Origin of the sequence: Pseudoduganella sp. RAF53_2 (genome assembly GCF_052113985.1) — a bacterium.
Classification (GTDB): Bacteria; Pseudomonadota; Gammaproteobacteria; order Burkholderiales; family Burkholderiaceae_D; genus Rugamonas.
The window spans coordinates 1-23,229 of the sequence record NZ_JBFRDW010000015.1 but is presented as its reverse complement, the minus strand read 5'-3'; the positions used below and the strand labels follow the sequence as shown (position 1 = coordinate 23,229).

The following is a 23,229-nucleotide window of genomic DNA, read 5'->3' as shown; positions in this document are numbered from 1 at the left end:
CGGCAGCGCGCTCGATCGGCGTGTCGGCGTTCTTGCCGATGTTCAGACCGAGAATGCCTTCCTTGTTCTGGTAGAAGCGCGAGGACTGCACGTTGGCCACGAAAGCGTCCACGCCGCCGTTATTGAAGCCCATGCGGTTGATGATACCGTGCGCGGCAGGAATGCGGAACATGCGCGGCTTGGCATTGCCCGGCTGCGCACGCGGCGTCACTGTGCCCACTTCGATCGAGCCGAAGCCCAGGTCCGCCAGCGCGTCGATGAAGGCGCCATCCTTGTCCAGACCAGCGGCCAGGCCGACAGGATTCTTGAAGGTCAGGCCCATCACGGTGCGTGGATCGGGCAGGGGCTGGCGCACGAAAGCGCGGGTCAGGCCGAGTTTCGACAGGCGTTTGAGGGCGGGCAGGGTGAAATGGTGGGCTTCCTCCGGGTCCATCGAAAACAGGATGGGACGGGCCAGGGAGTACAAAAATTTGTCGGACATGAGGGATACTTGAATGAAATTTCCGCTATTTTACCTTTAAGATTTGGGTACTAAACCAAAAAGGAGCCCTGGATGAAACGAATGCTGCTGCTGTCTTCCCTGATTCTGCCTCTGGCGGCGGGCGCCGCCGAGAAGGAACTGGCTGACGCCATCGCGCACGATTGGCAGGCAAAACTGTCCCCGCTGTACGACCATCTGCACGCCAACCCTGAACTGTCCTTCATGGAGACCAAGACGGCCGCGCGCATGGCGCAGGAACTGCGCGCCGCCGGTTTCGAAGTCACGGAGGGCGTGGGCAAGACCGGCATCGTGGCCATCATGAAAAACGGCAAAGGTCCGACCGTGATGGTGCGCACCGATCTGGATGCGCTGCCGGTGGAAGAAAAGTCGGGCGCGCCGAACGCCTCCAAAGTGAAGATGAAGGACTGGAATGGCAACCTGGTGCCGGTGATGCACGCTTGCGGCCACGATGTGCACATGACCAGCCTGGTCGGCACTGCACACCAGATGGCCGCCCACCGTAGCGAGTGGTCCGGCACGCTGATGCTGATCGGCCAGCCCGCCGAAGAGCGCACGGGCGGCGCCAAGGCCATGATGGAGGACCATATCTGGCAGCGCTTCGGCAAGCCCGATTACGCGCTGGCCCTGCACGTGGTGGCGGATATGGAAGCAGGCAAGATCGTCGCCGACGAAGCGCCGTACTCCGGTTCGGACGCGCTGGAAATCACCATCCACGGTAAGGGTACCCACGGCGCCAGTCCGCACACCGGTAAAGACCCGGTGGTGCTGGCCGCGCAAATCGTGATGGCGCTGCAGACCGTCGTCACGCGCGACGTCGCGCCGCGTGAACCGGCCGTGATTACGGTGGGCTCGCTGCACGCCGGCACTAAGGGCAATATCATTCCCGATACCGCGAAGATGGAAGTGACCGTGCGTTCCGAAAGCGTGGAAACGCGCGCCAAGCTGCTGGGCGGTATCGAGCGCGTGGTGAAGAATACGGCGCGTGCGGCAGGCATTCCGGAAGACCAGCTGCCTGAAATCCGCACCGTCGACCAGCCGGTGCCGCCGACGCTGAACAATGTGGCGCTGTTGCAGCGCTTGCAGGCAGTATGGACGCAGAAGCTGGGCGCTGACATTTATGACAAGGGCTTCAAGCGCGGTGGCATGGGCGCGGAAGACTTCTCCTACTTCACCCAGTCGCCGGAAATCCCGAGCGTGTATTTCCAGATCGGCGCGGCGCCGGCCGAACGTCTGGCGCAGGCGCGCGCGGGCAAGATTTCCATCGGCTATAACCACAGCCCGGAATTCCGTGTCGAGGCGGACAAGTCGATCCAGACCGGCGTGCTGGCCACCACGGTAGCCTTGCTGGACCTGATGAAGAAGCAGTAATTCAGGAACGGGGCAGCAGGCCCCATGCGCCCTTGATGCGGGCCTGCAGCGGCTGGAACTTGATCTTGTAGTTCATCTTTGGGCTTTCTTCGATCCAGTAGCCCAGATAAACATAGGGCAGGCCGAGTTCGCGGGCCTGTTCGATCTGCCACATCACGTTGTAGGTGCCGAAAGAGGCGCCCGCCATGTCCGGATCGAAGAAGGTGTAGACCGATGACAGGCCATCGGACAGCACGTCGATAATCGACACCATGCGCAGCGTGCCGTCCGGTTCGCGGAACTCGACCAGGCGCGTATTGACCCGGCTTTGCAGCAGGAACTGGGCGTACTGGTCGCGCGAATCCTGGTCCATGCCACCGCCCGCGTGGCGCGTGCTCTGGTAGCGCAGGTAGAGCGCGTAATGCTCGTCCGAGAAGGACAGCGTGGCGACACCGGCCGTCAACTCCTTGTGGCGCAGCCATGCACGGCGCTGGGCACGCGTTGGCGTGTACTCACCCGCCACCACCCGCACGGGAATGCAGGCCTGGCAACCATCACAATAGGGACGGTAGGTGAAAATGCCGCTGCGGCGGAAACCGTTTTTGACCAGCTCCGAGTACACATCCGCATTGATCAGATGCGAAGGCGTGGCCACCTGCGAGCGAGCCTGGCGCGCATCCAGATAGCTGCACGGATACGGCGCAGTCGTGTAGAACTGCAGGGTGGCAAACGGGAGATCGTTAAGCTGGGTCATGGAACATATCATAGCGCGTTCCGGGCGCTCGTACAGGGCTTAGAGACCAGCAGTGTAAGGGTGCGCTGGGTGCCAGTCGCGGATCTGTGGTTTGACGATACATTTTTTTAAATGCTCGACAAACAGGCTGCGCGGAATCGGGTGCGCACCGAGCGAGGCGAGGTGGCCGGTCTCCTGCTGGCAGTCGATCAACTCGACACCGTGCCGGCGCAGGAAATGGACGAGATAGGCGAGGGCGACCTTGGAGCCGTCCGTCACGCGGGCGAACATGGATTCGCCATAAAACATTGTGCCGATTGAAACTCCGTAGGCGCCGCCGGCCAGTTCGCCGTCCAGCCACAACTCGGAAGAATGGGCGTAGCCCAGCTTGTGCAAGCCGGTGTAGCCGTTGATGATGTCTTCGGAAATCCAGGTGCCGGGGCCGTCACGGCGCGGCGCGGCGCAGGCGCGCATCACGTCCTCAAAGGCAGTATCGAAACGCACTTGCCAGCGGCCATCGGTGCGGCTGCTTCTTTCCACCTTTTTGAGCGTCTTCTTCAGACTGTCCGACACTTTGAACTCGGCCGTACGCAGGACCATGCGCGGATCGGTGCTCCACCACAGAATGGGCTGGCCTTCGGAAAACCAGGGGAAAATGCCGCGCTGGTAAGCGGCCAGCAGGCGTTGCGGGGAAAGGTCGGCGCCGGCTGCCAGCAGGCCTGGCGCGTCCGTGGTCAGCGCCTCGGACACATCGGGAAAAGGCGTGTTGGCATCCAGCCAGGGGATCATGGTGCAGTGGCAGTGGGCAGGCGCATCGGCCGCGTGATGTCCATCTCGTGGAAACCATAGTCGCCGCCTTCGCGCACCTGGTCGCGGTCGGAGAAGAAGAATTCCAGTGTAGTGCTAATCGTTGGGAAAGCCAGATCATCCCAGGGAATTTCCTGCTGGGTGAACAGTTTGACTTCCAGGCTTTCCTCGCCGGGGGCGAAATCGAGGTCCTTCAGCTTGGCCAGATAGAACATATGCACCTGGTGCACGTGCGAGACGTTCAACAAGGTAAACAATTTACCCAGTTCGATATTGGCGCCGGCTTCCTCCGCCGTTTCGCGGCGCGCCGCCTCGGAAGTGGTTTCATTGTTCTCCATGAATCCTGCCGGCAGGGTCCAGAAACCCAGGCGCGGTTCGATCGCGCGCTTGCACAGCAGGATCTTCAGCTCGCCATCCTGCTCCCAGACCGGAATCGAGCCGATCACCATCTTGGGATTCTGGTAATGGATCGTTTCGCAGCTGACGCAAACGTAACGCGGGCGGTTGTCGCCGGCCGGAACCATCAGTTCAACGGGGCTGGCGCATTCGGAGCAGAATTTCATTGGATTTGGCATAAGTCCTCTTTCAATGCTTACTTTACACTGATTGAGGAGGCGCCGCGTGACTCGTGTGTGAAAGACACGGGTTTCCTGGCGGATTCGGCAAAATAAATTCGATCTATCGTGCGAACGGCGAGGATTAACATTGCCTAAAGTGGCCGACTGCCCTATAATACTCGCATCAGACGCGGGGTGGAGCAGTCTGGCAGCTCGTCGGGCTCATAACCCGAAGGTCACAGGTTCAAATCCTGTCCCCGCAACCAGAATTCCGATGAAAAACCGTCATTTTGCGCAAGCGATGACGGTTTTTTGTTTTTTAACCCAAGGCTAAGCGCTAGTGGCAGGCACATCGTGCCTGCCACTTGGGTTACGCCCTTGGTTTACATGGCCTGGCGCAGGTAATTCAGCATTTCTTCGGTCATCATGCGGCCGGTTTGCAATTCCGGCTCGGACTCAAGTGCAGCGCGGAAACGATCGCGCGTCTCCGCGGCAGTGCCCAGCATGTCGGTGAGCAACTCGTTCCAGCGGCCGGCCAACGCCTTGGCCGCCGGCGTGGCGGGCGACGGATCGGCCTCCATCTGTGCGCGCACCTCGGCGATCAGGGCCGGCCATTCCGCGCCGCGGGTCCGGAAATGCTTGCGCATGACTTCCATTTCGGCAGGCAGCATGTGCCTGGCGTACAGATTCAGCTTCGATTGCGAGTTGGCGGCCGTGAGGAATTGGCGCATTTCGGCCGTGATGCCGCTATGCGCGCGCACGGCTTGCTCTTTCGTCCACATGACGTCCAGCTTGGCCGCCAGGACGGGATCGTTGCCGGTGTCGTGATGCAAGGCGGCCATCCAGCGTACGGCCAGCTCCTGCGCTTCCGGTGCGGTAGGCGGCATGCCCGATTCGACCATTTGACGCAGTTCGTCGGCGCGCGCCACCCATTCGGCACCGCGGTCAAAGATCTGCATCCGCTGCTGCTCTTCTTTCGTGAAATATTTGTCGTGCATATTCATCAGCTCCAGTGTGTTTAGCCAGGCCGACAATTCCGGTTCCTCGCCACGCAGCAGCTGGCTTTGCAGCGCGCTCAGGTGGCTGCGCAGGCGCGCCGCATCTTCCATTTGGCGGTCGAGAGCGGCGATCTGGCGGCCGATCACGGCCGTCAGCGAGGCGTCGGGACTGTCGAGGAAAGCAGCAATGTCGGCCAGGGCCATGCCGAAGCGGCGCAGGGCCTGGATCTGGTGCAGGCGGGCGATATCGCCCCTGTCGTAGAGCCGGTAGCCGGCATCGCTGCGCGCCGATGGCGTGAGCAGGCCAATGCTGTCGTAATGGTGCAGGGTGCGGACCGTCAGGCCCGAACGGCTGGCGAGTTCTCCTACCTTCAGCATGGTCTGGCTCCTGTCATCGTGCGTGACTTCATGCTGGAGGCTGACGTGAGGTGAGGGTCAAGCACTTTCGTTGGGACGGTCGGACAGGCTGGCCCACAGGTGCGCTGCGGCCATGGTGCGGTGGGGCTGGTATTGCTGGAGGATGCGTTCGGTGCGCGCCATATCCGGCTTGGTTTCCTCGCCCAGCAGGCGTTGCAGGGCGGCGCGGATGGCGACATCGCCGTGCAGCGAGCAGTCGGCGTAGCCATAGCCGCGCAGCAGGCCGTAGTTGACGGTCCAGGGACCGATGCCCTTCACTGCCAGCAAATTGGCGCTGATCTGTTCAATCGAATTTTCCGGGCCGGGCTGCAGATCGAGCGTGCCATCCGCGACCAGGGCCGCAAAGCGCAGCAGGGTTTCCGCTTTGGCGCGCGAGAATTTGCGGGTCAGCAGATCGTCGATGTCCAGCTTTGCCACGTCCTGCGCTTCGGGATAGCACCACAGGCCGCTGCTGTGCTGGCGTCCCGCTTGCAGAATGAAGGTGCGGCGCAGGGAGATCGCGAACTGCAGATTGATTTGCTGGCCTATGATGGCCCAGGTCAGCGCTTCAAACACGGTGGCCGATTGCACAATGCGCAGGCCGGGCTGGCGCTGCACCAGCGCGCCCAGCAGCTTGTCCTCGCGCGCGAAGGCGACAAAGTCGGCGGGATCGATATGCAGGCCGAGGATGTTGCGGGCGGCGTCCTCGATGCGCGCCGCCAGCGCCGCCGGTACGCTTGCGTCCGCAGCCGCACCCGCACCCGCACCCGCACCCGCACCCGCAGATGCTTCGCCGGTGCGCGTGCGCGCCGAAGCGGCCGCTGACGTCCGGCGGCGTACGCGCGGCGCGTCGATTTCTGCCTCGCAGGCCGCGCTGCGCTTGCGGCCACTCGGCAGTTCAACACTCAGCACGACGGGGACGCCATCCAGCAGCATGCCCTTGCGGATGCGCTTTTCGCTGACTTCTTCCGCCACGCTTTCCGCGTCGCGGCTGTGAAATTTCAGTACATCCTGCACGCGGTAGTTCGCCGGTAGCGGCAGGGTAAAACTGTGCTTCATGCCGTCTCCGCCGCGCGCGTCCATGGCAGCTTGGGCTTGTAGCCCGTGACCAGCGCCGTGCCGGTAATGACGATGGCGGCGCCCGCGATCGTGTACCAGCCCACCACCTCATGCAGGAACAGGGTTCCCCACAAGATGCCGAACAGCGGATTCAGGAAAGTCACCGTCAGCGCCGACGTCGGCCCCACATCGCGAATGAGTCCGAAATAAATCAGGTAAGCGATGCCGCTGCACAGCACGCCCAACGCAAGCGCCGCGCCCATGATGCCGATGGTCGGCACGCCCGGCTGCGGGAACAGGGCCAGCGAAGGAATCGTCAGCAAGGCCGCAGCCCACATGCTGCCGTGCGCATTGGCGAACGGTTCGACTGCCTTGGCCGACTTGGCGTAAGTGCTGGCGATGCCGTAATTGAAGGAGGCGAACAGGCCGGCGGCAATCGCCAGGCCCGCGCCTTCGCGCGAGCTGACGTTGTCGAAACCGACCAGCAAAGCCACGCCGATGGTGCCCAGCACGAGGCCCAGCATCACGCGCGCGCTGACCATATGGCGCTGCCACACCGCACCGATCAGCGCGCCCCACATCGGCGCCGTCGCGTTCAGCACCGACAGCACGGAAGCGGACAGCGTGCGCGCTGCAAACGCAAACAGCAGGAAGGGCAGGGCGGAGTTGAACAGGCCGAGGATCAGGTAGTGCTTCCAGTGCTGCTTCAGGTCCAGCGGCTTGCGCAGCATCAGCGCAATCGCGGCCAGGAACAGCGCGGCGAACGTCACGCGGTATTCGATCAGCACCGCAGGCCCCAGCACGGGAGCGGCAATGCGCATGAAGAGGAAGGAGCCGCCCCAGATGGCGGCGAGGGTGACGAGTTTGATCAGGTTCGCTGTGTTCATCGGGCGATTGTGAGGCGGACGGTGAGATATTGCTAGCTGTTTCTTGCGCTTGAATTCATGGCGTCGGCGTGATTCAGCTGCATGGTCTGCGGCACGCCGTTTTTAATGGCCGTCATTTCGGCCAGGATCGAGATCGCGATTTCGGACGGTGTCTTGCTGCCGATGTAAAGGCCGATCGGACCGTGCAGCTTGGCCAGCTGCTCCGGCGTCAGGTCAAATTCCACCAGGCGCTCGCGGCGCTTGGCGTTGTTGGCGCGCGAGCCGATGGCGCCGACGTAGAAGGCTTCCGACTTCAGCGCTTCCATAATGGCCAGGTCGTCGAGCTTGGGATCGTGGGTCAGCGCGATGACGGCGCTGCGGCTATCCAGCTTCATATCGGTCACCAGGTCGTCAGGCATGGCGTGCACCAGCCGCACTTCCGGCAAAGTCCAGCCGGAGCGGTACTCTTCGCGCGGGTCGCAGACCGTGACGTGGTAGTCCATGGCAGTGGCGATCTGCGCGACAAAGCGCGACAGCTGGCCGGCGCCAATGATGAGCAGGCGCCAACGCGGGCCGTGCTGGGTGATCAGCTTATCGTCGTGCAGTTCCAGTACGGCGCCCGGCGTCGCGGTTGCCAGCGCAACGGCGCCGGTTTGCAGGTCAACGGTGCGCGCCACCAGTTCGTGCTGCTCCAGGCGGTGCAGCAATTCGTCGATGCGGCTCTCGCTGCTCAGCGGTTCCAGTGCCAGTTCGATGGTGCCGCCGCAGGGCAGGCCGAAACGGTGGGCTTCGTCGGCGGTGATGCCGTAGCTGACGATTTCCGGCAGTTCGCGCGTGATGCCTTCCTTGCGCACGCGGTCGATCAGGTCGTCCTCGATGCAGCCGCCGGAAACGGAACCGACTACGCGGCCGTCGTCGCAAATGGCGAGCGTGGCGCCGACAGGGCGGGGACTGGAGCCCCAGGTCTTGATCACGGTGACGAGCTGGCAGCGGTGTCCCGCCGCGATCCAGGCGGAGCTGGTCTTGAGAACTTCGAGGTCAATACTATCCATGACCGGTACTATAGCAAGGCTTAGCGGCGTTTGCTGGCGGGCTTGCAAACGGCTTTTAAAGCCCCTTCCAGCGGACTTCCCGGCTCGATGTGCTCGGGGTCATAGGACTCGTATTTGTAGCTGCCCAGCGGCTCGCCACGGCCCAGCACTTCGGAGTAGAAGTCCTGCGACAGCAGGGTGGCCGTCGCTTCATCGCAGTTGTACAGGTGCCGGGATTTCACGGACAGATATTGCTTGCCGTCCGGCGCCGACTGCGGCTTGCGAAAGCTCTGCATGGTGAAGGCTTTTTTGCCGCCATCGGCGGCGCGCAGCGAAGCCTTGTCGAGCAGGATAATGCCGTCCTTGTCGCCGCCGACCTTGGTCCAGGTGCCTGCGCTGGCCAGGGCGGGCGCCAGCAGCAGGGGCAGCAACAGGGTGCGCATGGTTCAGGGGACCAGCGGGCGCTTGGCGGCCTGCTTGGCCTTGATCTCGGCCACCGTGCGGTCCATCGCGGCCAGACGGGCCGATACGGACGGGTGGTTGGCCGTATAGCCGTTCAGCACCGTAGCCGGATACTGGGACGACAGGCGCTGCCAGAAGGCCTTGGCGTGATCAACGTTGTAGCCGGCGCGCGCCAGCATGTACAGCGACAGGTTGTCGGCGGCGATATCCATATCCTGCGGCATCGGGCGTACGCCGGCGCTGCCGACCAGCATGGAGAGGTCCGGATGCACCGAGGTCAGATTGTCGATGATGCTGCCGATGGTGGAAGTGTTGCGCAGCGTGGCGGCGTGGCCCAGCACATTGTGGGCGATGTCCTTGGCCATCACGTAGGCGATGGCTTCGTCGGATTGCGCGAAGTTGATCATGCCTCGCGTGAGCATGACGCGGCCGCCGTCGGCGTAGGAATTGATGTTGTCGGCGTTGCCCAGGTCGATGCGGAAGGCGCAGGCGCGTGTTACCGGCACGTTCAGGGTGTGCTGGTTGCTGCCGTTGCGCGCCACGGTCAGGGGCAGGGTGGCTTTGCTGGAGGCCAGCGGACCAAGGACGCCGGCTGCCTTGCTTTCGGCGTCGCGGCCCTTGGGCAGGACTTTGCCGTCGGCGGCAATCAGGTCGTCGCCCTTGCGCAGGCCTGCGCGCTGGGCGCCGCTGCCGGACAACACGTTCTGCACTTGCAGCGTGTCGTCGTAGCCCAGGACGGCCACCGACGCTTCGCTGTAGTCGCCGGGATAGGAGTAGCGGTTCTTTGCCGTGAAGCCGAGCAGGTTGCGCGCGTAGGACTTGCACAGGTCTGCGTTCTGGATCAACAGCGGGCCGCCCACGTGATACAGGCGGTCCTGCAGACTGGACATGGTCTTCAGCGTTTCGCGGGCAGCAAGCTGCTGCTGCGTGACGACCGGTGCCGGTGGCGGCAGGGGCTGCGCCGGCGCTTGCACCGGCGGCGCGGTTGGCGTTGTGGAGCAGGCTGATAGCAGCAGGGCGGCCGCAACGGCGGCCAGTGCGGGGCGCTGGGCCCATTGCGATACGTTGAATTGTTTCCCTGCTGCCATAGTCCTTTCCTTAGTGCTTGCCAGTGCTGCCGAAGCCTCCTTCACCGCGGTCGCTGGCGCCGAATTCTTCGACAACGTTAAATCCGACCTGCAGCACCGGCACGATAATCAGCTGCGCCAGGCGTTCCATCGGATTCAGTGTAAACGTGTTGTGACCCCGGTTCCAGGTCGAGACCATCAGCTGTCCCTGGTAATCCGAGTCAATCAAGCCTACCAGATTCCCCAAAACAATGCCGTTCTTATGGCCCATGCCCGAACGAGGCAGGATCATGGCGGCGTAACCCGGATCGGCGATGTGGATGGCGAGGCCGGTCGGCACCAGCACGGTCCGGCCAGGTTCAATGACCAGCGGCGCGTCGATGCAGGCACGCAGGTCGAGGCCGGCGCTGCCAGGCGTTGCATAGGCCGGCATCTGTTCTTTCATGCGCGGGTCGAGGATTTTGACGTCTACAGTTTTCATTGGAATAGCGAGTTCTTGTCGATGCGTTTGGCGATTTCGGAAACTAACTGGCGCGCCAGGGTGAGCTTGTCGGCGCGCGGCAGGATGGTGTGTCCGTGTTCGTCGAAGAGGATGATGGTGTTGTCGTCCTGGCCGAAGGTGTGGTGGCCGATATTGCCCACCAAAAGCGGGACGCCTTTCTTTTCGCGCTTGGAAGCGCCGTATTCGAGCAGGTTTTCCGATTCGGCAGCGAAGCCCACGCAGTAAGGCCAGCCGGCCAGCGAAGTGCGCGAGGCGACCGAGGCCAGGATGTCCGGATTCTGTTCGAACTTCAGCTGCGGCACGCTGCCGTCGGCGGATTTTTTGACTTTCTGAGTGCTTGGATTGGCCACGCGCCAGTCGGCGACTGCGGCCACGGAGATGAAGACGTGCTGGCCGCCGATGGCATCCATCACCGAGTCGAACATCTGCTGTGCGCTTTGCACATTGCGGCGCTCCACGCCATACGGCGTTTCCAGCGCGGTGGGGCCGGACACCAGCACCACTTCCGCGCCCGCTTCACGTGCAGCGCGGGCCACCGCGTAGCCCATCTTGCCGGAGGAGAGATTGGTGATCCCGCGCACCGGGTCGATCGGTTCGAAAGTCGGGCCGGCCGTCACGAGGATGCGCTTGCCCGCCAGGACCTTGGGCTGGAAGGCCGCGATCATCTCGGACAGCAGCTGTTCGGGTTCCAGCATGCGGCCCATGCCCACTTCGCCGCAGGCCTGGTCGCCCGGCGCCGGGCCGAGGATGCGGACGCCGTCGGCGCGCAGCTGGTCGACATTGCGCTGGGTGGCGGGATTGGTCCACATTTCCACATTCATGGCTGGCGCCACCAGCAGCGGCACGCGGCTTGGGCGCGCCAGGCACGTGGTGGACAGCAGGTCGTCGCACACGCCGTGCGACAGCTTGTAGATAAAGTCGGCAGAGCAGGGCGCGATGATGATGGCGTCCGCATCGCGGGTCACGTCGATGTGGGCCATATTGTTGTTCACGCGCGGGTCCCACTGGCTGGTGAAGACCGGCTTGCCGGACAGGGCTTGCATCGTCACGGCGGTGATGAAGTGCGTGGCCGCATCGGTCATCACAACCTGCACGGAGGCGCCTTCCTTGGTCAGCCCGCGGCACAGCTCCGCCGCCTTGTAGCAGGCGACGCCGCCGGACAGGCCGAGCACGATTTTTTTGCCAGTCAGTTCCATGGTGCTGCTCCTACTTGTTCACGCGGCGCAGTTCGTCGAGCACGAAGAGCGCAGCGCCGATGCAGATCGCCGAATCGGCGACATTGAAAGCGGGGAAGTGGCCGAAGCCTTGCCAGTGGAAGTCGAGGAAGTCCACCACGTGGCCATACATCAGGCGGTCGATCACATTGCCGACGGCGCCGCCCAGAATCAGCGCCAGCGCCCAGCAGAACATGCGCTGGCCGGAGTGCTTGCGCAGCAGCCAGAGGATGTAGGCCGCGGCGGCGATGCCGATGCCGGTGAACATATAGCGCTGCCAGCCGCTTTCGTTGGACAGGAAGCTGAACGCGGCGCCCTTGTTGTAAGCCAGGACCAGGTTGAAGTAGGAGGTGATGACCTTTTCTTCCCCGTACTGGAACATCTTGGTGATCGTGATCTTGGACAGCTGGTCGAGCAGGATGACGATGGCGGCGATGCCCAGCCACGGGGTCATGCTGCCGGAGGAGGAGGACTTGGAGAAGGTCTTTTTGTTGGTGGCCATGTGTCTCTGTAGTTGGATAGAACCCGAGGCGTGAACCTGGTGGCTGCCACGGCGTGGCAGCCACCTGATTTATGCCGTTGGTTTAAGCGTACTTGCGCGGCTCGCCGGCACCGAACAGGTTGCTGTAGCAGCGGCCGCACAGGCCCGGATGGTCGGCGTGGCTGCCCACGTCGGCGCGGTAGTGCCAGCAGCGCTCGCACTTGGCGTTGGCCGATGCCGCAACGTTGACGGCTTCCTCAGCTTCGCCCGGCACTTCCAGCGCCTTGGCCAGCGAGGTGATGAAGACGAACTTCAGGTCGTCGTCCAGGCTGGACAGCACCTTGAACTTGTCGCCGGAAGCCTTGATCTCCAGTTCCGCCTGCAGCGAGGAGCCGATGGCGCCCGAAGTGCGCAGGTCTTCCAGCTGCTTGGTCACCTCGGCGCGTACAGCGCGGATGATGGCGTACTTGGACATCAGCGCTTCCGCATCGGCCAGTTCCGGCAGCTTCCACCAGGTCTGGGTGTAGATGGTTTCATCACTGGCCTTGAACGCTTCGTCGCCGGCGAAGAAGCCCCATGCTTCCTCGGCGGTGAAGCAGAGGATAGGCGCCATCAGGCGCAGCAGCGACTGGGTGATGTGCCACAGCGCGGTTTGCGCCGAACGGCGGGCCTTGGAATCGACGGCGCTGGTGTACAGGCGGTCCTTCAGGATGTCCAGGTAGAAGCCGCCCAGGTCTTCCGAGCAGAAGTTCTGCAGCTTGGAGACGACCGGGTGGAACTCGTAGCGCTCGTAGTGGGCGGTCAGCTCGGCCTGCAGCGCTGCCATATCGGCCAGCGCGTAGCGGTCGATTTCCAGCAGCTCGGCCACCGGCACGGCGTTGGCCTTCGGATCGAAGTCCGAAGTGTTCGCCAGCAGGAAGCGCAGGGTGTTACGGATGCGGCGGTAGGACTCGGTCACGCGCTTCAGGATCTCGTCGGAGATCGACAGCTCGGAGGTGTAGTCGGTCGCAGCCACCCACAGGCGCAGGATGTCGGCGCCCAGCGTGTCGGACACCTTCTGCGGCGCCACGGTATTGCCAATCGACTTGGACATCTTCTTGCCCTCGCCATCCACCACGAAGCCGTGGGTCAGCAGCGCCTTGTAGGGCGGCACGCCGTTCAGCATCGAGGAGGTCAGCAGGGACGAGTGGAACCAGCCGCGGTGCTGGTCCGAGCCTTCCAGGTAGAGGTCAGCCGGGAAGTGCGACTGCTGTTCGTGCGAGCCGCGCAGCACGGTCTGGTGGGTGCAACCGGAGTCGAACCACACGTCCAGCGTGTCCTTGTTCTTCAGGTACATGCCGGCTTCGTCACCCAGCAGCTCTTTCGGATCGAGCGCCTGCCAGGCGTCGATACCGCCTTTGTCGATGCGCTTGGCCACTTCTTCCAGCAGCTCCGCGGTGCGCGGGTGCAGCTCGCCGGTTTCCTTGTGGACGAAGACGGCCATCGGCACGCCCCACTGGCGTTGGCGCGACAGGGTCCAGTCCGGGCGGTTGGCGATCATGCCGTRCAGGCGCGCCTGGCCCCAGTCCGGGAAGAACTGGGTGGCGTCGATGCCTTCCAGCGCGGTTTCGCGCAGGGTCGGGCCGCCGTCGATCGGCTGGATGTCCATGCCGGCGAACCACTGCGAGGTGGCGCGGTAGACGATCGGGGTCTTGTGGCGCCAGCAGTGCATGTAGCTGTGGTCGAACATCTTCAGTTCGAACAGGGCGCCCGCTTCGCGCAGGGCTTCGCAGATCGGCTTGGAGGCTTCCCAGATATTCATGCCGCCGAACAGGGGCAGGGACGGCACGTAATTGCCGTCGCCCATAACCGGCTTCAGGATTTCGTCATCCTTCATGCCGTGCGATTTGCAGGAGATGAAGTCGTCCGCACCGTAGGCAGGCGCGGAGTGCACGATACCGGTACCGCTGTCGGTAGTCACGTAGTCGGCGATGTACACCGGCGACAGGCGGTCGTAGAAGGCGTCGCGCTTGTGCAGCGGGTGCTTGAAGCTGATGCCGCCCAGTTTGTCGCCCATGGCGGTGGCGAGGATGGTGCCTTCCAGCTTGTAGCGCTGCAGGCAGGACTCGACCAGGTCTTTCGCCAGGATCAGCAGCAGCGGCTGGCCATCGCGCTCGGTCTGCACCAGCGCGTATTCCACTTCATGGTTGGCGTTCAGAGCCTGGTTGGACGGGATGGTCCACGGCGTGGTGGTCCAGATCACGATGAAGCCGTTCTCGGTCGGCAGCTTGGCCAGGCCGAAGGCGGCGGCGATCTTGTCGAATTCGTGGAAGGCGAAGCCGACGTCGATGGCCGGGTCGCGCTTGTCCTGGTACTCCACTTCCGCCTCGGCCAGCGCGGACTGGCAGTCGAAGCACCAGTTCACCGGCTTCAGGCCGCGGTAGACATAGCCCTTTTCCAGCAGCTTGCCCAGCGAACGCAGTTCGTCCGCTTCATTGCGGAAGTTCATGGTCAGGTAAGGGTTGTCCCATTCGCCCAGCACGCCGAGACGGATGAAGTCCTTCTTCTGGCGCTCGATTTGTTCGTAGGCGTAGGCACGGGCCTTGGTCAGCACTTCAGCGGTCGGCAGGTTCTTGCCGAACTGTTTTTCGATCTGGATCTCGATCGGCATGCCGTGGCAATCCCAGCCAGGCACATAAGGCGCATCGAAGCCGGCCATGGAGCGCGACTTCACCACCACGTCCTTCAGGATCTTGTTCACGGCGTGGCCGATGTGGATGTCGCCGTTCGCATACGGAGGACCGTCATGCAGGACGAACTTCGGGCGGCCGGCGGAAGCCTTGCGCACGCGCTCGTAAATCTTCTTGTCCTGCCATTGTTTCACCCAGCCCGGTTCGCGCTTGGCGAGGTCGCCGCGCATCGGGAAGGGCGTTTCGGTCATATTGACCGGGTACTTGGATTCAGGCTTCTTTGCTTTGTTGTCGGACATGATGGACGCTTTTAGTTCGTATTTCGGTTGGCGAAGAAGTCGCGCGCTTGTGCGGCATCGCGCTCGATGGCGGTGACCAGCGTAGGCAGGTCAATGAACTTTTCTTCGTCACRTATTTTTTTCAGGAATTCGACGCGCACCACCTTGCCGTAGCAGTTCCGGGCGAAGTCGAAGATGTGCACTTCCAGCAGCACGCGGCCGGMGTCTTCCACGGTGGGACGCACGCCCAGGCTGGCGACGGCGGGCAGCGGCTGCTCGCCCAGGCCGTGCACCTGGACGATGAAGATGCCCGCGAGGGCAGGGCGGTGCGGCACGCGCAGGTTGAGCGTGGGGAAGCCGATATCGCGGCCCAGCTTCTGGCCGTGGATCACGTGGCCGGAAATCGAGTAGGGGTGGCCCAGCAGCGCTTCGGCGTGGGCGAAATCGCCCTCGGCCAGCGCGGCGCGCACGGCGGATGAGGAGATGCGGTGTTCGCCATTGCGCACGGTCGGCAGGATTTCGACTTCGAAACCGTACTGCTTGCCCGCTTCGGCCAGCATGGCGACATTACCGGCGCGCTTGGAGCCGTAGCAGAAATCGTCGCCGACCATCAGCCATTTGACGTGCAGGCCTTCCACCAGCACCTTCTCGACGAAGGTTTGCGGCGACTGGGAAGCGAAGTGCTCGGAGAAGTGCTCGACGATCACGCGGTCGACGCAATTATTGTCCAGGGCTTCCAGCTTGTCGCGCAGATTGGCGATGCGGGGCGGGGCTTTGGACATATCGCCCATTTTCCGGGCAAAGAATTCGCGCGGGTGGGGCTCGAAGGTCATCACGGCCGATTCCAGACCCAGACGGTCGGCGGCCGTACGCACGCGCGCGAGCAGCGCCTGGTGCCCCAGGTGGACACCATCGAAGTTACCGATCGTCAGGGCGCAGGGCGCGCGCGCCGCTGCGTTGGGAAGTCCGCGAAATACCTTCATGCTATTGCCGTGTGGCTCAAATGCTTGATTATACGGTCTGAAAGGCAAAAAGCGCTGCCTGCGGGTGCAGGCAGCGCTTTTCTTGGCTCAGCCCGGCTTTGTTCAGACCGGGTTGTTAATGTACAGCGTCCAGTAGCGGGCCAGATCAGACTCGCCATTGTTGCCCTTCACCGACTTCAGGGTGGAGACGGCCGCCGACTTCTTGCCAGCGATGTACTGCGCCACGCCGTAGTGCAGCTTCATTTCTTCCGGCTTGCGGGCGGTGCCCATCTTGATCGCTTCGTCGATCAGCTTCAGGCCCTGGTCGCCCTTGCCCTGGGAAACCAGTGCGTAGCCCATATTGGCCAGTGCATCAGCATCCTTTTCCTTGATGGCGGTCGCTTCGGCAGTTGCCTGGTTCTTGTCGTTCTCAGCCTGGGTCTTCACCGCCAGATCCTTCAGGCGCTGGTGACGGCCGGCGTCAGGGCCAGTGCCCAGTGCGCCTTTCTTGTAGCCAGCGTCGACGATCTTGGTGGCTTCAGCCGGATTGCCGGCTTGCAGAGCCAGCTGGCCCATTTCCATGAATTCGTTTGGCTTGGACAGCTGGCCCAGGGCCAGTTGCAGGCGCTTCAGGTCCAGGTTCAGGGAGGAGGAGAAGCCAGGCTTGCTCTGCACGCGGTTCAGCAGGTCGGCCCAGTAGGACGCCTTCGGATAGGAAGACGCCAGCTTTTCCAGGGTCTGCACATAGCCAGCCTTGTCGTTCTGCTTCAGCTGGATGTTGGCCAGCATCTGCAGGCTCTGTTCGGACCTGGCGCCCTGCAGTTCTTTGGCCGCTTCAGCGTACTTGCCGCTGCTGTAGTAAGCCTGGGTCAGCAGTTCCTTCATCTGGGAGTTGCCTGGATTGTCCTTCAGCACGCGCTGGATAGCGGTGATGGCTTTCGGGTAATCCTTGGCGCGGTAGTAGATGGAGGCCAGGGCTTCGGCGATCTTCGGTGCCTGGGCAGCCGGCAGCTTGCCGGAGTTCAGCACGTATTCGAAGGCCTTGCCGGCAGTTTCGCTATCGCCTGCGGACAGGGCAGCGGAACCACGGGTGTATTCGATCTGGAAGCGCTCAAGTTCGGACTTGTTGCCGACCGCGTCAGCTTCCTTCAGTTTCGCCAGGGCTTCCTTGGCCTTGCCGGAAGCAGCCAGCTTCTGTGCTTCCTGCAGTGGCTTACCCACTTCAGCGCGGACGGTATCGGCGGCATAGGCAACGGAAGTGAGGCCGGCCAGCGGAGCGGCGGCAGTGAAACCGATTGCGGCCATTACCAGGCCGAGATGTGCGAGACGAAACTTGGTCATGGGGGGATTTTCTTTCTTCAAAATGCGAAATAGGCAGGATAACCTGCCTATTCGGGAAAATAAAGGGTGTTTTAACCGATTATTTACTGGAACTGCTCATTGCCGACCAGACCGATCTTGGTCACGCCAAGACGCTGGGCCGAAGCCATCACGCCAGCCACCACGCTGTAGTTAACCAGCTTGTTGGGGCGCAGGTGCACTTCTGGCTGGTCCGCCTGGGCTGCCACGGTCATCAGTTTTGCTTCCAGGGATGGACGGTCAGGAACGACCTGGTTATCCCACAGAATGGTGCCGTCGAAGTCCACGTCGATGGTGACCACTACTGGTTCCTTAGTCGGTGGCGGCGGGGTGCCGACCGGCATATTCAGGTTCACCGAATGGTTCGCCTTAGGAATAGTAATAATCAGCATGATGATCAGAACCAGCATGACGTCGATCAGCGGCGTCATGTTCATTTCCAGCATCGGTTCCGCGTCACCGCCGGAACTGCCTACACTCATACTCATGAATTGTTTCCTTTTCAGATGGCCGCCCCGGCAAGCCGGGGCGGCTGGTCCTTACATCTTATCAGGCGGTTCGGTGATGAAACCGACCTTCTGGATGCCAGCACGCTGGGTGGTGTAGACCACCTTGCCGATGGACTCGTACTTGGCGTCTTTGTCGCCRCGCACGTGTACTTCAGGCTGAGGGATCTTCACTGCTTCCTCTTTCAGAAAATCGAACAACTCATTGCTGTCGCGCATTTTCTTCTGATTCCAGTAGATGTCGCCATCCTTGTTAACAACGATGTTGACGTTCTCTGGCTTCGTCTGGATCGCCTGGTTGATCTCTTGCGGCAGTTGAATCTTCTGCAGCTTGAGAACCACCGGGCTCGTGATCAGGAAGATGATCAGCAGCACCAACATGATATCCACGAGCGGAGTCGTGTTGATCTCACTGTTGAGTGCGTCTTCTCCGCTTTCGGAGCCTACGGACATAGACATGGTTAATCAGCCTTAAATTAGCCTACTTTTTTGGCAGCGCTGGTAGCGGTGGACATTGCACCGGACAGCAGCACGGAGTGCACGTCAGCGGAGAAGGTGCGCACATCTTCCATTGCGGTCTTGTTACGACGCAGCAGCCAGTTGTAACCCAGAACTGCAGGAACTGCCACCAGCAGACCGAAAGCGGTCATGATCAGCGCTTCACCCACAGGACCTGCCACCTTGTCGATGGAGGCGTTACCGGTCATACCGATGTTGGTCAGTGCACCGTAAATACCCCAAACGGTACCGAACAGACCGATAAACGGAGCGGTCGAACCAACGGTTGCCAGGAAGGACAGGCCATCGGACAGACGGGACTGCACTTTGTCTACAGCGCGCTGGATGGACATGGAAACCCAGGTTGCCAGGTCGATTTGTTCCAGCAGGGCGCCGTCGTGGTGAGCGGTTGCCTTGGTGCCGGATTCAGCGATGAAGCGGAATGGGGAGCCTTCGGTCAGGGTCGAGGTGCCAGCGGCGATCGAGGAAGCTTTCCAGAACTTGGCAGCGGTTTCTTTCTGCTGCTTGAAGATCTTTTGCTGGTCGATGACTTTGGTCACGATGATGTACCAGGAACCGATCGACATGATCGACAGGATGATCAGGGTTGCGCGGGACACGAAGCCGCCGTCCCACACTGCCTGGATACCGAATGGGTTTTCCACTTCTTCCTTGCCTTTAGGGGCAGGAGCGGCAGCGTCAGCGGCCGGAGCCGGAGCGGCTGCATCAGCTGCCGGAGCAGCTGCCGCGTCCGCAGGAGCGGCTGCTGGTGCGGATGCAGCTGCCGAGGCAGGAGCGTCAGCAAAAGCTGGCGCGCTCACCAGAGCGGATGCTGCGGTCACCGAAAACAGCACAGCGGCCAGAACAGCGGACAAACGGGTATTCTTAAACATGCTTCCTCCAAATTATAAAATAATCAGTTCGCTGGCTTAAACGACAACGAAACTACTAAGTTGCGAGACGGTGTTTTGTCTCAGGTTTATTCCAGCGTCCAGACGTATTGCATCTGTTGCCAGCCTTCTTGCGGTTTGCCGTCTACGGTAGCCGGCTTGAATTTGCACTTCGAAATGCCGTTGATGGCAGCCTTGTCCAAATCACGGAAACCAGAAGATTTCACTACTTTCGCATCGCCCACGTGGCCGTCGGTCGCAATCAGGAACGACAGGGTGACGGTGCCGGTTTCTTCGTTACGCAGCGACGATTTCGGCCACTCTGGCTTCGCGCAGGTGCTGAAGTCCACCACTGCTGGGGTGCGGACACCGGTCGCCGGAGGCGCAGCCGGTGCTGGCGCTGCCGGCGGAGCCGGACGTGCCAATTCGTTCGTGGCCGGCTTCACGTTGGTCGCGTTGCTGATCACGTTTTGTGCGGGAGGCGGCTGTTGCACGTTCACTTCAACCGGCGGGATGAATGGAGGCGGCGGGGCCTTCATTTCCGGCGGCGGCGGCGGCGGTGGCAGCTCTTTTGGCGGAGGCGGGGCGACCTCCTCAATGATCTTGGTCTCGACCGGTTCGATCATTTTGCTGACCAAGCGCTTACCCAGGCCGGACACGATGCCGTATCCGCCCAAAAGGTGTAGCACTACAACGAACGCAATGCCCGTATAGTTCTTTTTCCCGGCAATTTTCTCGTTATCGCTGAAATTCATGCCTGCTTTCTCCAATACCAACTCTTGTGTTGCTACTTAAACCCCAAAATGGCGACACAAAGCTACAGCCGCATCCGGGACGTCGGCGAATTATACATACGAATTTTGGATTTTACATAGAATTTTGCACCCCAAAACCGTTTAAATTTCATGCCCTTAGCCCCATCTGGAAGGGCTGACCGGCGCGCTGGTCTGCACCTTCTGGCAGGAAAAGCAAGATAATTCGGCACATTTTTTTAACTGCTAATGACCACTCTGCTCGAAATTTCCCTGTCTCAGCAATAAACGGAATTTTCCATGCTCAACCGGGGTGGGTGGCTGGGGAAAATTCGGGAGTCAGTGTTGCTATGGCGTAACCATGCCAAATTGCGCTATACAAGCAAAGTATAGGAAAAAATCAGCCGGATGAGCGCCCGGCTGCCATTTCCACGCAAGCTTGAAAGAACACTACATATATATAGTGTGTGCGGCCTCAAATGATCCGGTTGCGCTTCTCGCGCTTGCACTCCAGGGTGCTGATGACCTGGCCGTCCGGGGTGACGGTGTCCAGATGGACGTCGAAGCCCCACAGGCGGGCCACGTGCTTGAGCACTTCATTGGCCTGCTGGTTCAGCGGGCGCCGGTTGAACTGGGTATGGCGCAGGGTGAGGGCGCGGTCGTCGCGCGTATTCACCGACCATACCTGGATATTCGGCTCGCGGTTGCCGAGGTTGTACTGGTCGGCCAGCTGCTGGCGCACATAGCGGTAGCCCAGCTCGTCGTGAATGGCGGACACCGACAGCTTCTCGTTCTTGTCGTCGTCCAGCACGGCAAAGAAGTGAAACTCGCGGATCAGGCGCGGCGAAAGGAATTGCGCGATGAAGCTTTCGTCCTTGAAATTGCGCATGGCAAAGTCCAGCGTCTTGCGCCAGTCGCTGCCGGCGATATCGGGGAACCACTCGCGATCTTCATCGGTCGGGTTCTCGCAGATTCGTCTGATGTCAGACATCATGGCGAAGCCGAGCGCATAAGGATTGATGCCGTTGTAGTAAGGGCTGTGCACCGGCGGCTGATAGACCACGTTGGTATGGCTCTTCAGGAATTCCATCATGAAGCCATCGCTGACCACGCCTTCTTCATACAGCTGGTTAAGAATGGTGTAGTGCCAGAAGGTAGCCCAGCCCTCGTTCATCACCTGGGTCTGGCGCTGCGGATAGAAATACTGGCTGATCTTGCGCACGATGCGCACCACCTCGCGCTGCCACGGTTCCAGCAGCGGCGCGTACTTCTCGATAAAGTAGAGCAGGTTCTCTTCCGGCTCGGGCGGGAAGCGGGCGATGGGTTTGTTGACTTCGCCTTCTTCGCGCCGCGGCACGGTGCGCCATAGTTCATTGATCTGCGATTGCAGATAGGCTTCGCGCTCCTTCTGCTTCTGCGCTTCCTGCGCCAGCGACAGCTTGGCCGGACGCTTGTAGCGATCGACGCCATAGTTCTGAATGGCGTGGCAGGAGTCCAGCAGCAGCTCAACCGCTTCAATGCCGTGGCGCTGTTCGCACTCGGTGATGTAATTCTTCGCGAACACCAKGTAATCGATGATSGMGYYGGCGTCGGTCCAGGTGCGGAACAGGTAATTCCCTTTGAAAAAGGAGTTGTGGCCGTAGGCCGCGTGCGCGATCACCAGCGCCTGCATGGTCAGGCTGTTCTCCTCCATCAGATAAGCGATGCAAGGATTGGAATTGATCACGATCTCGTAGGCCAGGCCCATCTGTCCGCGTTTATAGCCTTTCTCGGTAGCGAGGAAGTGCTTGCCGAAAGACCAGTGCGCATACGACACCGGCATGCCGACGGACGTGTAGGCGTCCATCATCTGCTCGGCGGTGATGATTTCCAGCTGGTTCGGGTATGTGTCGAGGCCGAAGTTCCTGGCGACGCGCTTGATTTCGTCGTGCGCCTGCTCGATCAGTTCGAAGGTCCATTCCGATTGGTCCGGCAGGGCGTTCGGATGGCGCGGGCGGTGGGTCATCTGATTCATTTTGGCTGCTTCTTGAACAATTCGCGGAACACCGGATAGATGTCAGCCGGCGTGACGATTTTTTGCATGGCAAAGTGCTGGTGGTATTCCGGCACTTGCGCGTATTGCTCCCACAGGTTCTGTGGCGGGCCGTCCGTGATCTCAACGTAAGTGTAATACTGCACCTTGGGCATGATGGTGTTCACCAGCAGCTGGCGGCACAGCACGGAATCGTTGTCCCAGTTGTCGCCATCGGACGCCTGCGCCACGTAGGCATTCCAGCTGCCGCCGCCGTAGCGTTCGTCGATGATCTTGTTCAGCAGGTGCAGGGCGGACGACACCACGGTGCCGCCCGATTCGCGCGAATGGAAGAATTCATTCTCGTCCACTTCCGACGCGGCGGTGTGGTGGCGGATGAAGACGACTTCAATCTTGTCGTACACCCGCTTGAGGAAGAGATACAGCAGGATGAAGAAGCGCTTGGCCGTATCCTTGCGCTGCTCATCCATAGAGCCCGACACGTCCATGATGCAGAACATCACGGCCTGGGTCATCGGCTTCGGCACCTTGATGCGGTTCGAATAGCGCAGGTCGAAGGGATCGATAAACGGAATCGCCAGCAGCCGCGTATGCAAATGGTGGATCAGTTTTTTCAGCTCGATCACGCGCGGATCTTCCAGCGGCGCGCCGGCCAGCAGCAAATCCTCCAGCTCGCGTTCCGCTTCGATGATGCGCTTGCGCGAAGGCCCGCCCACCGCCAGGCGGCGCCCCAGGGCGCCGCGCAGGGAACGCAGCACGTGGATATTGGACGGCGTGCCGGACACGGTATAACCCGCGCGCTGCTGTTTGAATTCGGTGGTGGCGGTCAGCTGCGTCTTGACCATGTGCGGCAATTCCAGATCTTCGAAGAAGTAGTTCATGAATTCTTCGCGCGACAGCTCAAAGATGAAATCATCTTCCGTGGTCTGGTCRCTGTTGCCCGCCTTGCCGCGGCCACTGCCGCCGCCGCCCTTGGGCCGGTTGATCTGGTCGCCTTTCTGGTATTCCTGATTGCCGGGATTCACCACTTCCCACACGCCGCCATGGGCGTGGCCAAAGGAGGGCTCGCTCACGTCCTTGACGGGAATCGAGACTTTCTCGCCATTCTCAATATCGGTAATGGAGCGGCCCTTGATGGCGCGTCCCACCGCATCCTTGATCTGGCCCTTGTAACGCCRCAAAAAACGTTCGCGGTTGATCGCAGATTTATTCTTGCCCTGCAAACGACGGTCGATGAGGTAAGTCATGTGCCTCCTGCTGC

Annotated in this window: 22 protein-coding genes, 1 tRNA gene and 1 pseudogene; 2 read left to right on the top strand and 22 right to left on the bottom strand. The window is 61.4% G+C overall.

The genetic code is table 11. The features are described 5' to 3' along the window. A pseudogene (locus tag AB4Z11_RS01960) lies at nucleotides 1-481 on the bottom strand (quinone-dependent dihydroorotate dehydrogenase); the annotation flags it as partial. Nucleotides 482-553: 72 nt separating this feature from the next. Here AB4Z11_RS01960 and AB4Z11_RS01955 point away from each other — a divergent pair. Continuing rightward, complete coding sequence (locus AB4Z11_RS01955) at nucleotides 554-1,870, top strand: amidohydrolase (RefSeq protein WP_442022394.1); 1,317 nt, start codon at nucleotides 554-556, stop codon at nucleotides 1,868-1,870. A gap of 1 nt (nucleotide 1,871) precedes the next feature. On the opposite strand, the gene AB4Z11_RS01950 is transcribed toward AB4Z11_RS01955, so the two are convergent. From AB4Z11_RS01950 to AB4Z11_RS01940, 3 genes are read right to left on the bottom strand one after another with little or no spacing between them, the layout of a single operon-like run. Continuing rightward, nucleotides 1,872-2,603 (bottom strand): arginyltransferase, encoded by a 732-nt coding sequence (locus AB4Z11_RS01950; protein ID WP_442022392.1) that lies wholly within the window; start codon nucleotides 2,601-2,603, stop codon nucleotides 1,872-1,874. 39 nt (nucleotides 2,604-2,642) lie between these two features. After that, a complete protein-coding gene (gene aat, locus AB4Z11_RS01945) occupies nucleotides 2,643-3,371 on the bottom strand; it encodes a leucyl/phenylalanyl-tRNA--protein transferase (RefSeq protein ID WP_442022390.1) in 729 nt (242 codons plus the stop codon). Next, nucleotides 3,368-3,952 (bottom strand): NUDIX hydrolase, encoded by a 585-nt coding sequence (locus AB4Z11_RS01940; RefSeq protein ID WP_442022396.1) that lies wholly within the window; start codon nucleotides 3,950-3,952, stop codon nucleotides 3,368-3,370. The genes aat and AB4Z11_RS01940 overlap by 4 nt, the downstream gene beginning before the upstream one ends. Nucleotides 3,953-4,135: 183 nt before the next feature. Between AB4Z11_RS01940 and AB4Z11_RS01935 the strand changes: the two genes are divergently transcribed. Beyond that, nucleotides 4,136-4,212, top strand: a tRNA-Met gene (locus AB4Z11_RS01935). 117 nt (nucleotides 4,213-4,329) lie between these two features. Here the strand turns inward: AB4Z11_RS01935 and AB4Z11_RS01930 are convergent. From AB4Z11_RS01930 to AB4Z11_RS01845, 18 genes are all read right to left on the bottom strand, one after another. Further along, entirely contained in the window at nucleotides 4,330-5,322 is a 993-nt protein-coding gene (locus tag AB4Z11_RS01930; RefSeq protein ID WP_442022388.1) for a MerR family transcriptional regulator, read from the bottom strand. Between the two features lie 57 nt (nucleotides 5,323-5,379). Next, nucleotides 5,380-6,399 (bottom strand): DNA-3-methyladenine glycosylase 2, encoded by a 1,020-nt coding sequence (locus tag AB4Z11_RS01925; RefSeq protein WP_442022386.1) that lies wholly within the window; start codon nucleotides 6,397-6,399, stop codon nucleotides 5,380-5,382. Beyond that, on the bottom strand, nucleotides 6,396-7,286 hold the full coding sequence (locus AB4Z11_RS01920; protein WP_442022384.1) for a DMT family transporter: 891 nt from the start codon (nucleotides 7,284-7,286) through the stop codon (nucleotides 6,396-6,398). Before AB4Z11_RS01920 ends, AB4Z11_RS01925 begins: the two co-directional genes overlap by 4 nt. A 32-nt stretch (nucleotides 7,287-7,318) precedes the next feature. Continuing rightward, a complete protein-coding gene (locus AB4Z11_RS01915; RefSeq protein ID WP_442022382.1) occupies nucleotides 7,319-8,317 on the bottom strand; it encodes an XdhC family protein in 999 nt (332 codons plus the stop codon). 20 nt (nucleotides 8,318-8,337) lie between these two features. After that, nucleotides 8,338-8,739 (bottom strand): surface-adhesin E family protein, encoded by a 402-nt coding sequence (locus AB4Z11_RS01910; RefSeq protein ID WP_442022380.1) that lies wholly within the window; start codon nucleotides 8,737-8,739, stop codon nucleotides 8,338-8,340. Between the two features lie 3 nt (nucleotides 8,740-8,742). Further along, the gene (locus AB4Z11_RS01905) at nucleotides 8,743-9,846 is read right to left on the bottom strand and encodes a M48 family metalloprotease (RefSeq protein ID WP_442022378.1); all 1,104 of its coding nucleotides are present in this window, start codon (nucleotides 9,844-9,846) and stop codon (nucleotides 8,743-8,745) included. A 10-nt stretch (nucleotides 9,847-9,856) separates the two neighbouring features. Then, entirely contained in the window at nucleotides 9,857-10,306 is a 450-nt protein-coding gene (gene dut / locus AB4Z11_RS01900; protein ID WP_442022376.1) for a dUTP diphosphatase, read from the bottom strand. Then, nucleotides 10,303-11,523: a bifunctional phosphopantothenoylcysteine decarboxylase/phosphopantothenate--cysteine ligase CoaBC gene (gene coaBC, locus AB4Z11_RS01895; protein ID WP_442022374.1), complete on the bottom strand. Its 1,221-nt coding sequence runs from the start codon at nucleotides 11,521-11,523 to the stop codon at nucleotides 10,303-10,305. Before coaBC ends, dut begins: the two co-directional genes overlap by 4 nt. 10 nt (nucleotides 11,524-11,533) lie before the next feature. Continuing rightward, entirely contained in the window at nucleotides 11,534-12,043 is a 510-nt protein-coding gene (lspA, locus tag AB4Z11_RS01890) for a signal peptidase II (protein WP_442022372.1), read from the bottom strand. Nucleotides 12,044-12,125: 82 nt separating this feature from the next. Next, nucleotides 12,126-14,990 carry an isoleucine--tRNA ligase gene (gene ileS / locus AB4Z11_RS01885; RefSeq protein WP_442022370.1) on the bottom strand — a complete coding sequence of 955 codons (2,865 nt, stop codon included), beginning with the start codon at nucleotides 14,988-14,990 and terminating at the stop codon, nucleotides 12,126-12,128. An 11-nt stretch (nucleotides 14,991-15,001) separates the two neighbouring features. Beyond that, on the bottom strand, nucleotides 15,002-15,952 hold the full coding sequence (locus AB4Z11_RS01880) for a bifunctional riboflavin kinase/FAD synthetase (protein WP_442022368.1): 951 nt from the start codon (nucleotides 15,950-15,952) through the stop codon (nucleotides 15,002-15,004). A gap of 102 nt (nucleotides 15,953-16,054) precedes the next feature. Beyond that, nucleotides 16,055-17,272 (bottom strand): tetratricopeptide repeat protein, encoded by a 1,218-nt coding sequence (locus tag AB4Z11_RS01875; protein WP_442022366.1) that lies wholly within the window; start codon nucleotides 17,270-17,272, stop codon nucleotides 16,055-16,057. A gap of 83 nt (nucleotides 17,273-17,355) precedes the next feature. Further along, nucleotides 17,356-17,778 carry an ExbD/TolR family protein gene (locus AB4Z11_RS01870; RefSeq protein WP_442022364.1) on the bottom strand — a complete coding sequence of 141 codons (423 nt, stop codon included), beginning with the start codon at nucleotides 17,776-17,778 and terminating at the stop codon, nucleotides 17,356-17,358. 51 nt (nucleotides 17,779-17,829) lie between these two features. Further along, a complete protein-coding gene (locus tag AB4Z11_RS01865; RefSeq protein WP_442022362.1) occupies nucleotides 17,830-18,255 on the bottom strand; it encodes an ExbD/TolR family protein in 426 nt (141 codons plus the stop codon). Nucleotides 18,256-18,272: 17 nt separating this feature from the next. Then, on the bottom strand, nucleotides 18,273-19,187 hold the full coding sequence (locus AB4Z11_RS01860) for a MotA/TolQ/ExbB proton channel family protein (protein WP_442022360.1): 915 nt from the start codon (nucleotides 19,185-19,187) through the stop codon (nucleotides 18,273-18,275). Between the two features lie 86 nt (nucleotides 19,188-19,273). Next, a complete protein-coding gene (locus AB4Z11_RS01855; RefSeq protein ID WP_442022358.1) occupies nucleotides 19,274-19,939 on the bottom strand; it encodes an energy transducer TonB in 666 nt (221 codons plus the stop codon). 472 nt (nucleotides 19,940-20,411) lie between these two features. Then, a complete protein-coding gene (locus AB4Z11_RS01850; protein ID WP_442022356.1) occupies nucleotides 20,412-21,950 on the bottom strand; it encodes a SpoVR family protein in 1,539 nt (512 codons plus the stop codon). Next, complete coding sequence (locus tag AB4Z11_RS01845; protein ID WP_442022354.1) at nucleotides 21,947-23,215, bottom strand: YeaH/YhbH family protein; 1,269 nt, start codon at nucleotides 23,213-23,215, stop codon at nucleotides 21,947-21,949. The genes AB4Z11_RS01850 and AB4Z11_RS01845 overlap by 4 nt, the downstream gene beginning before the upstream one ends. Nucleotides 23,216-23,229: the final 14 nt, after the last annotated feature.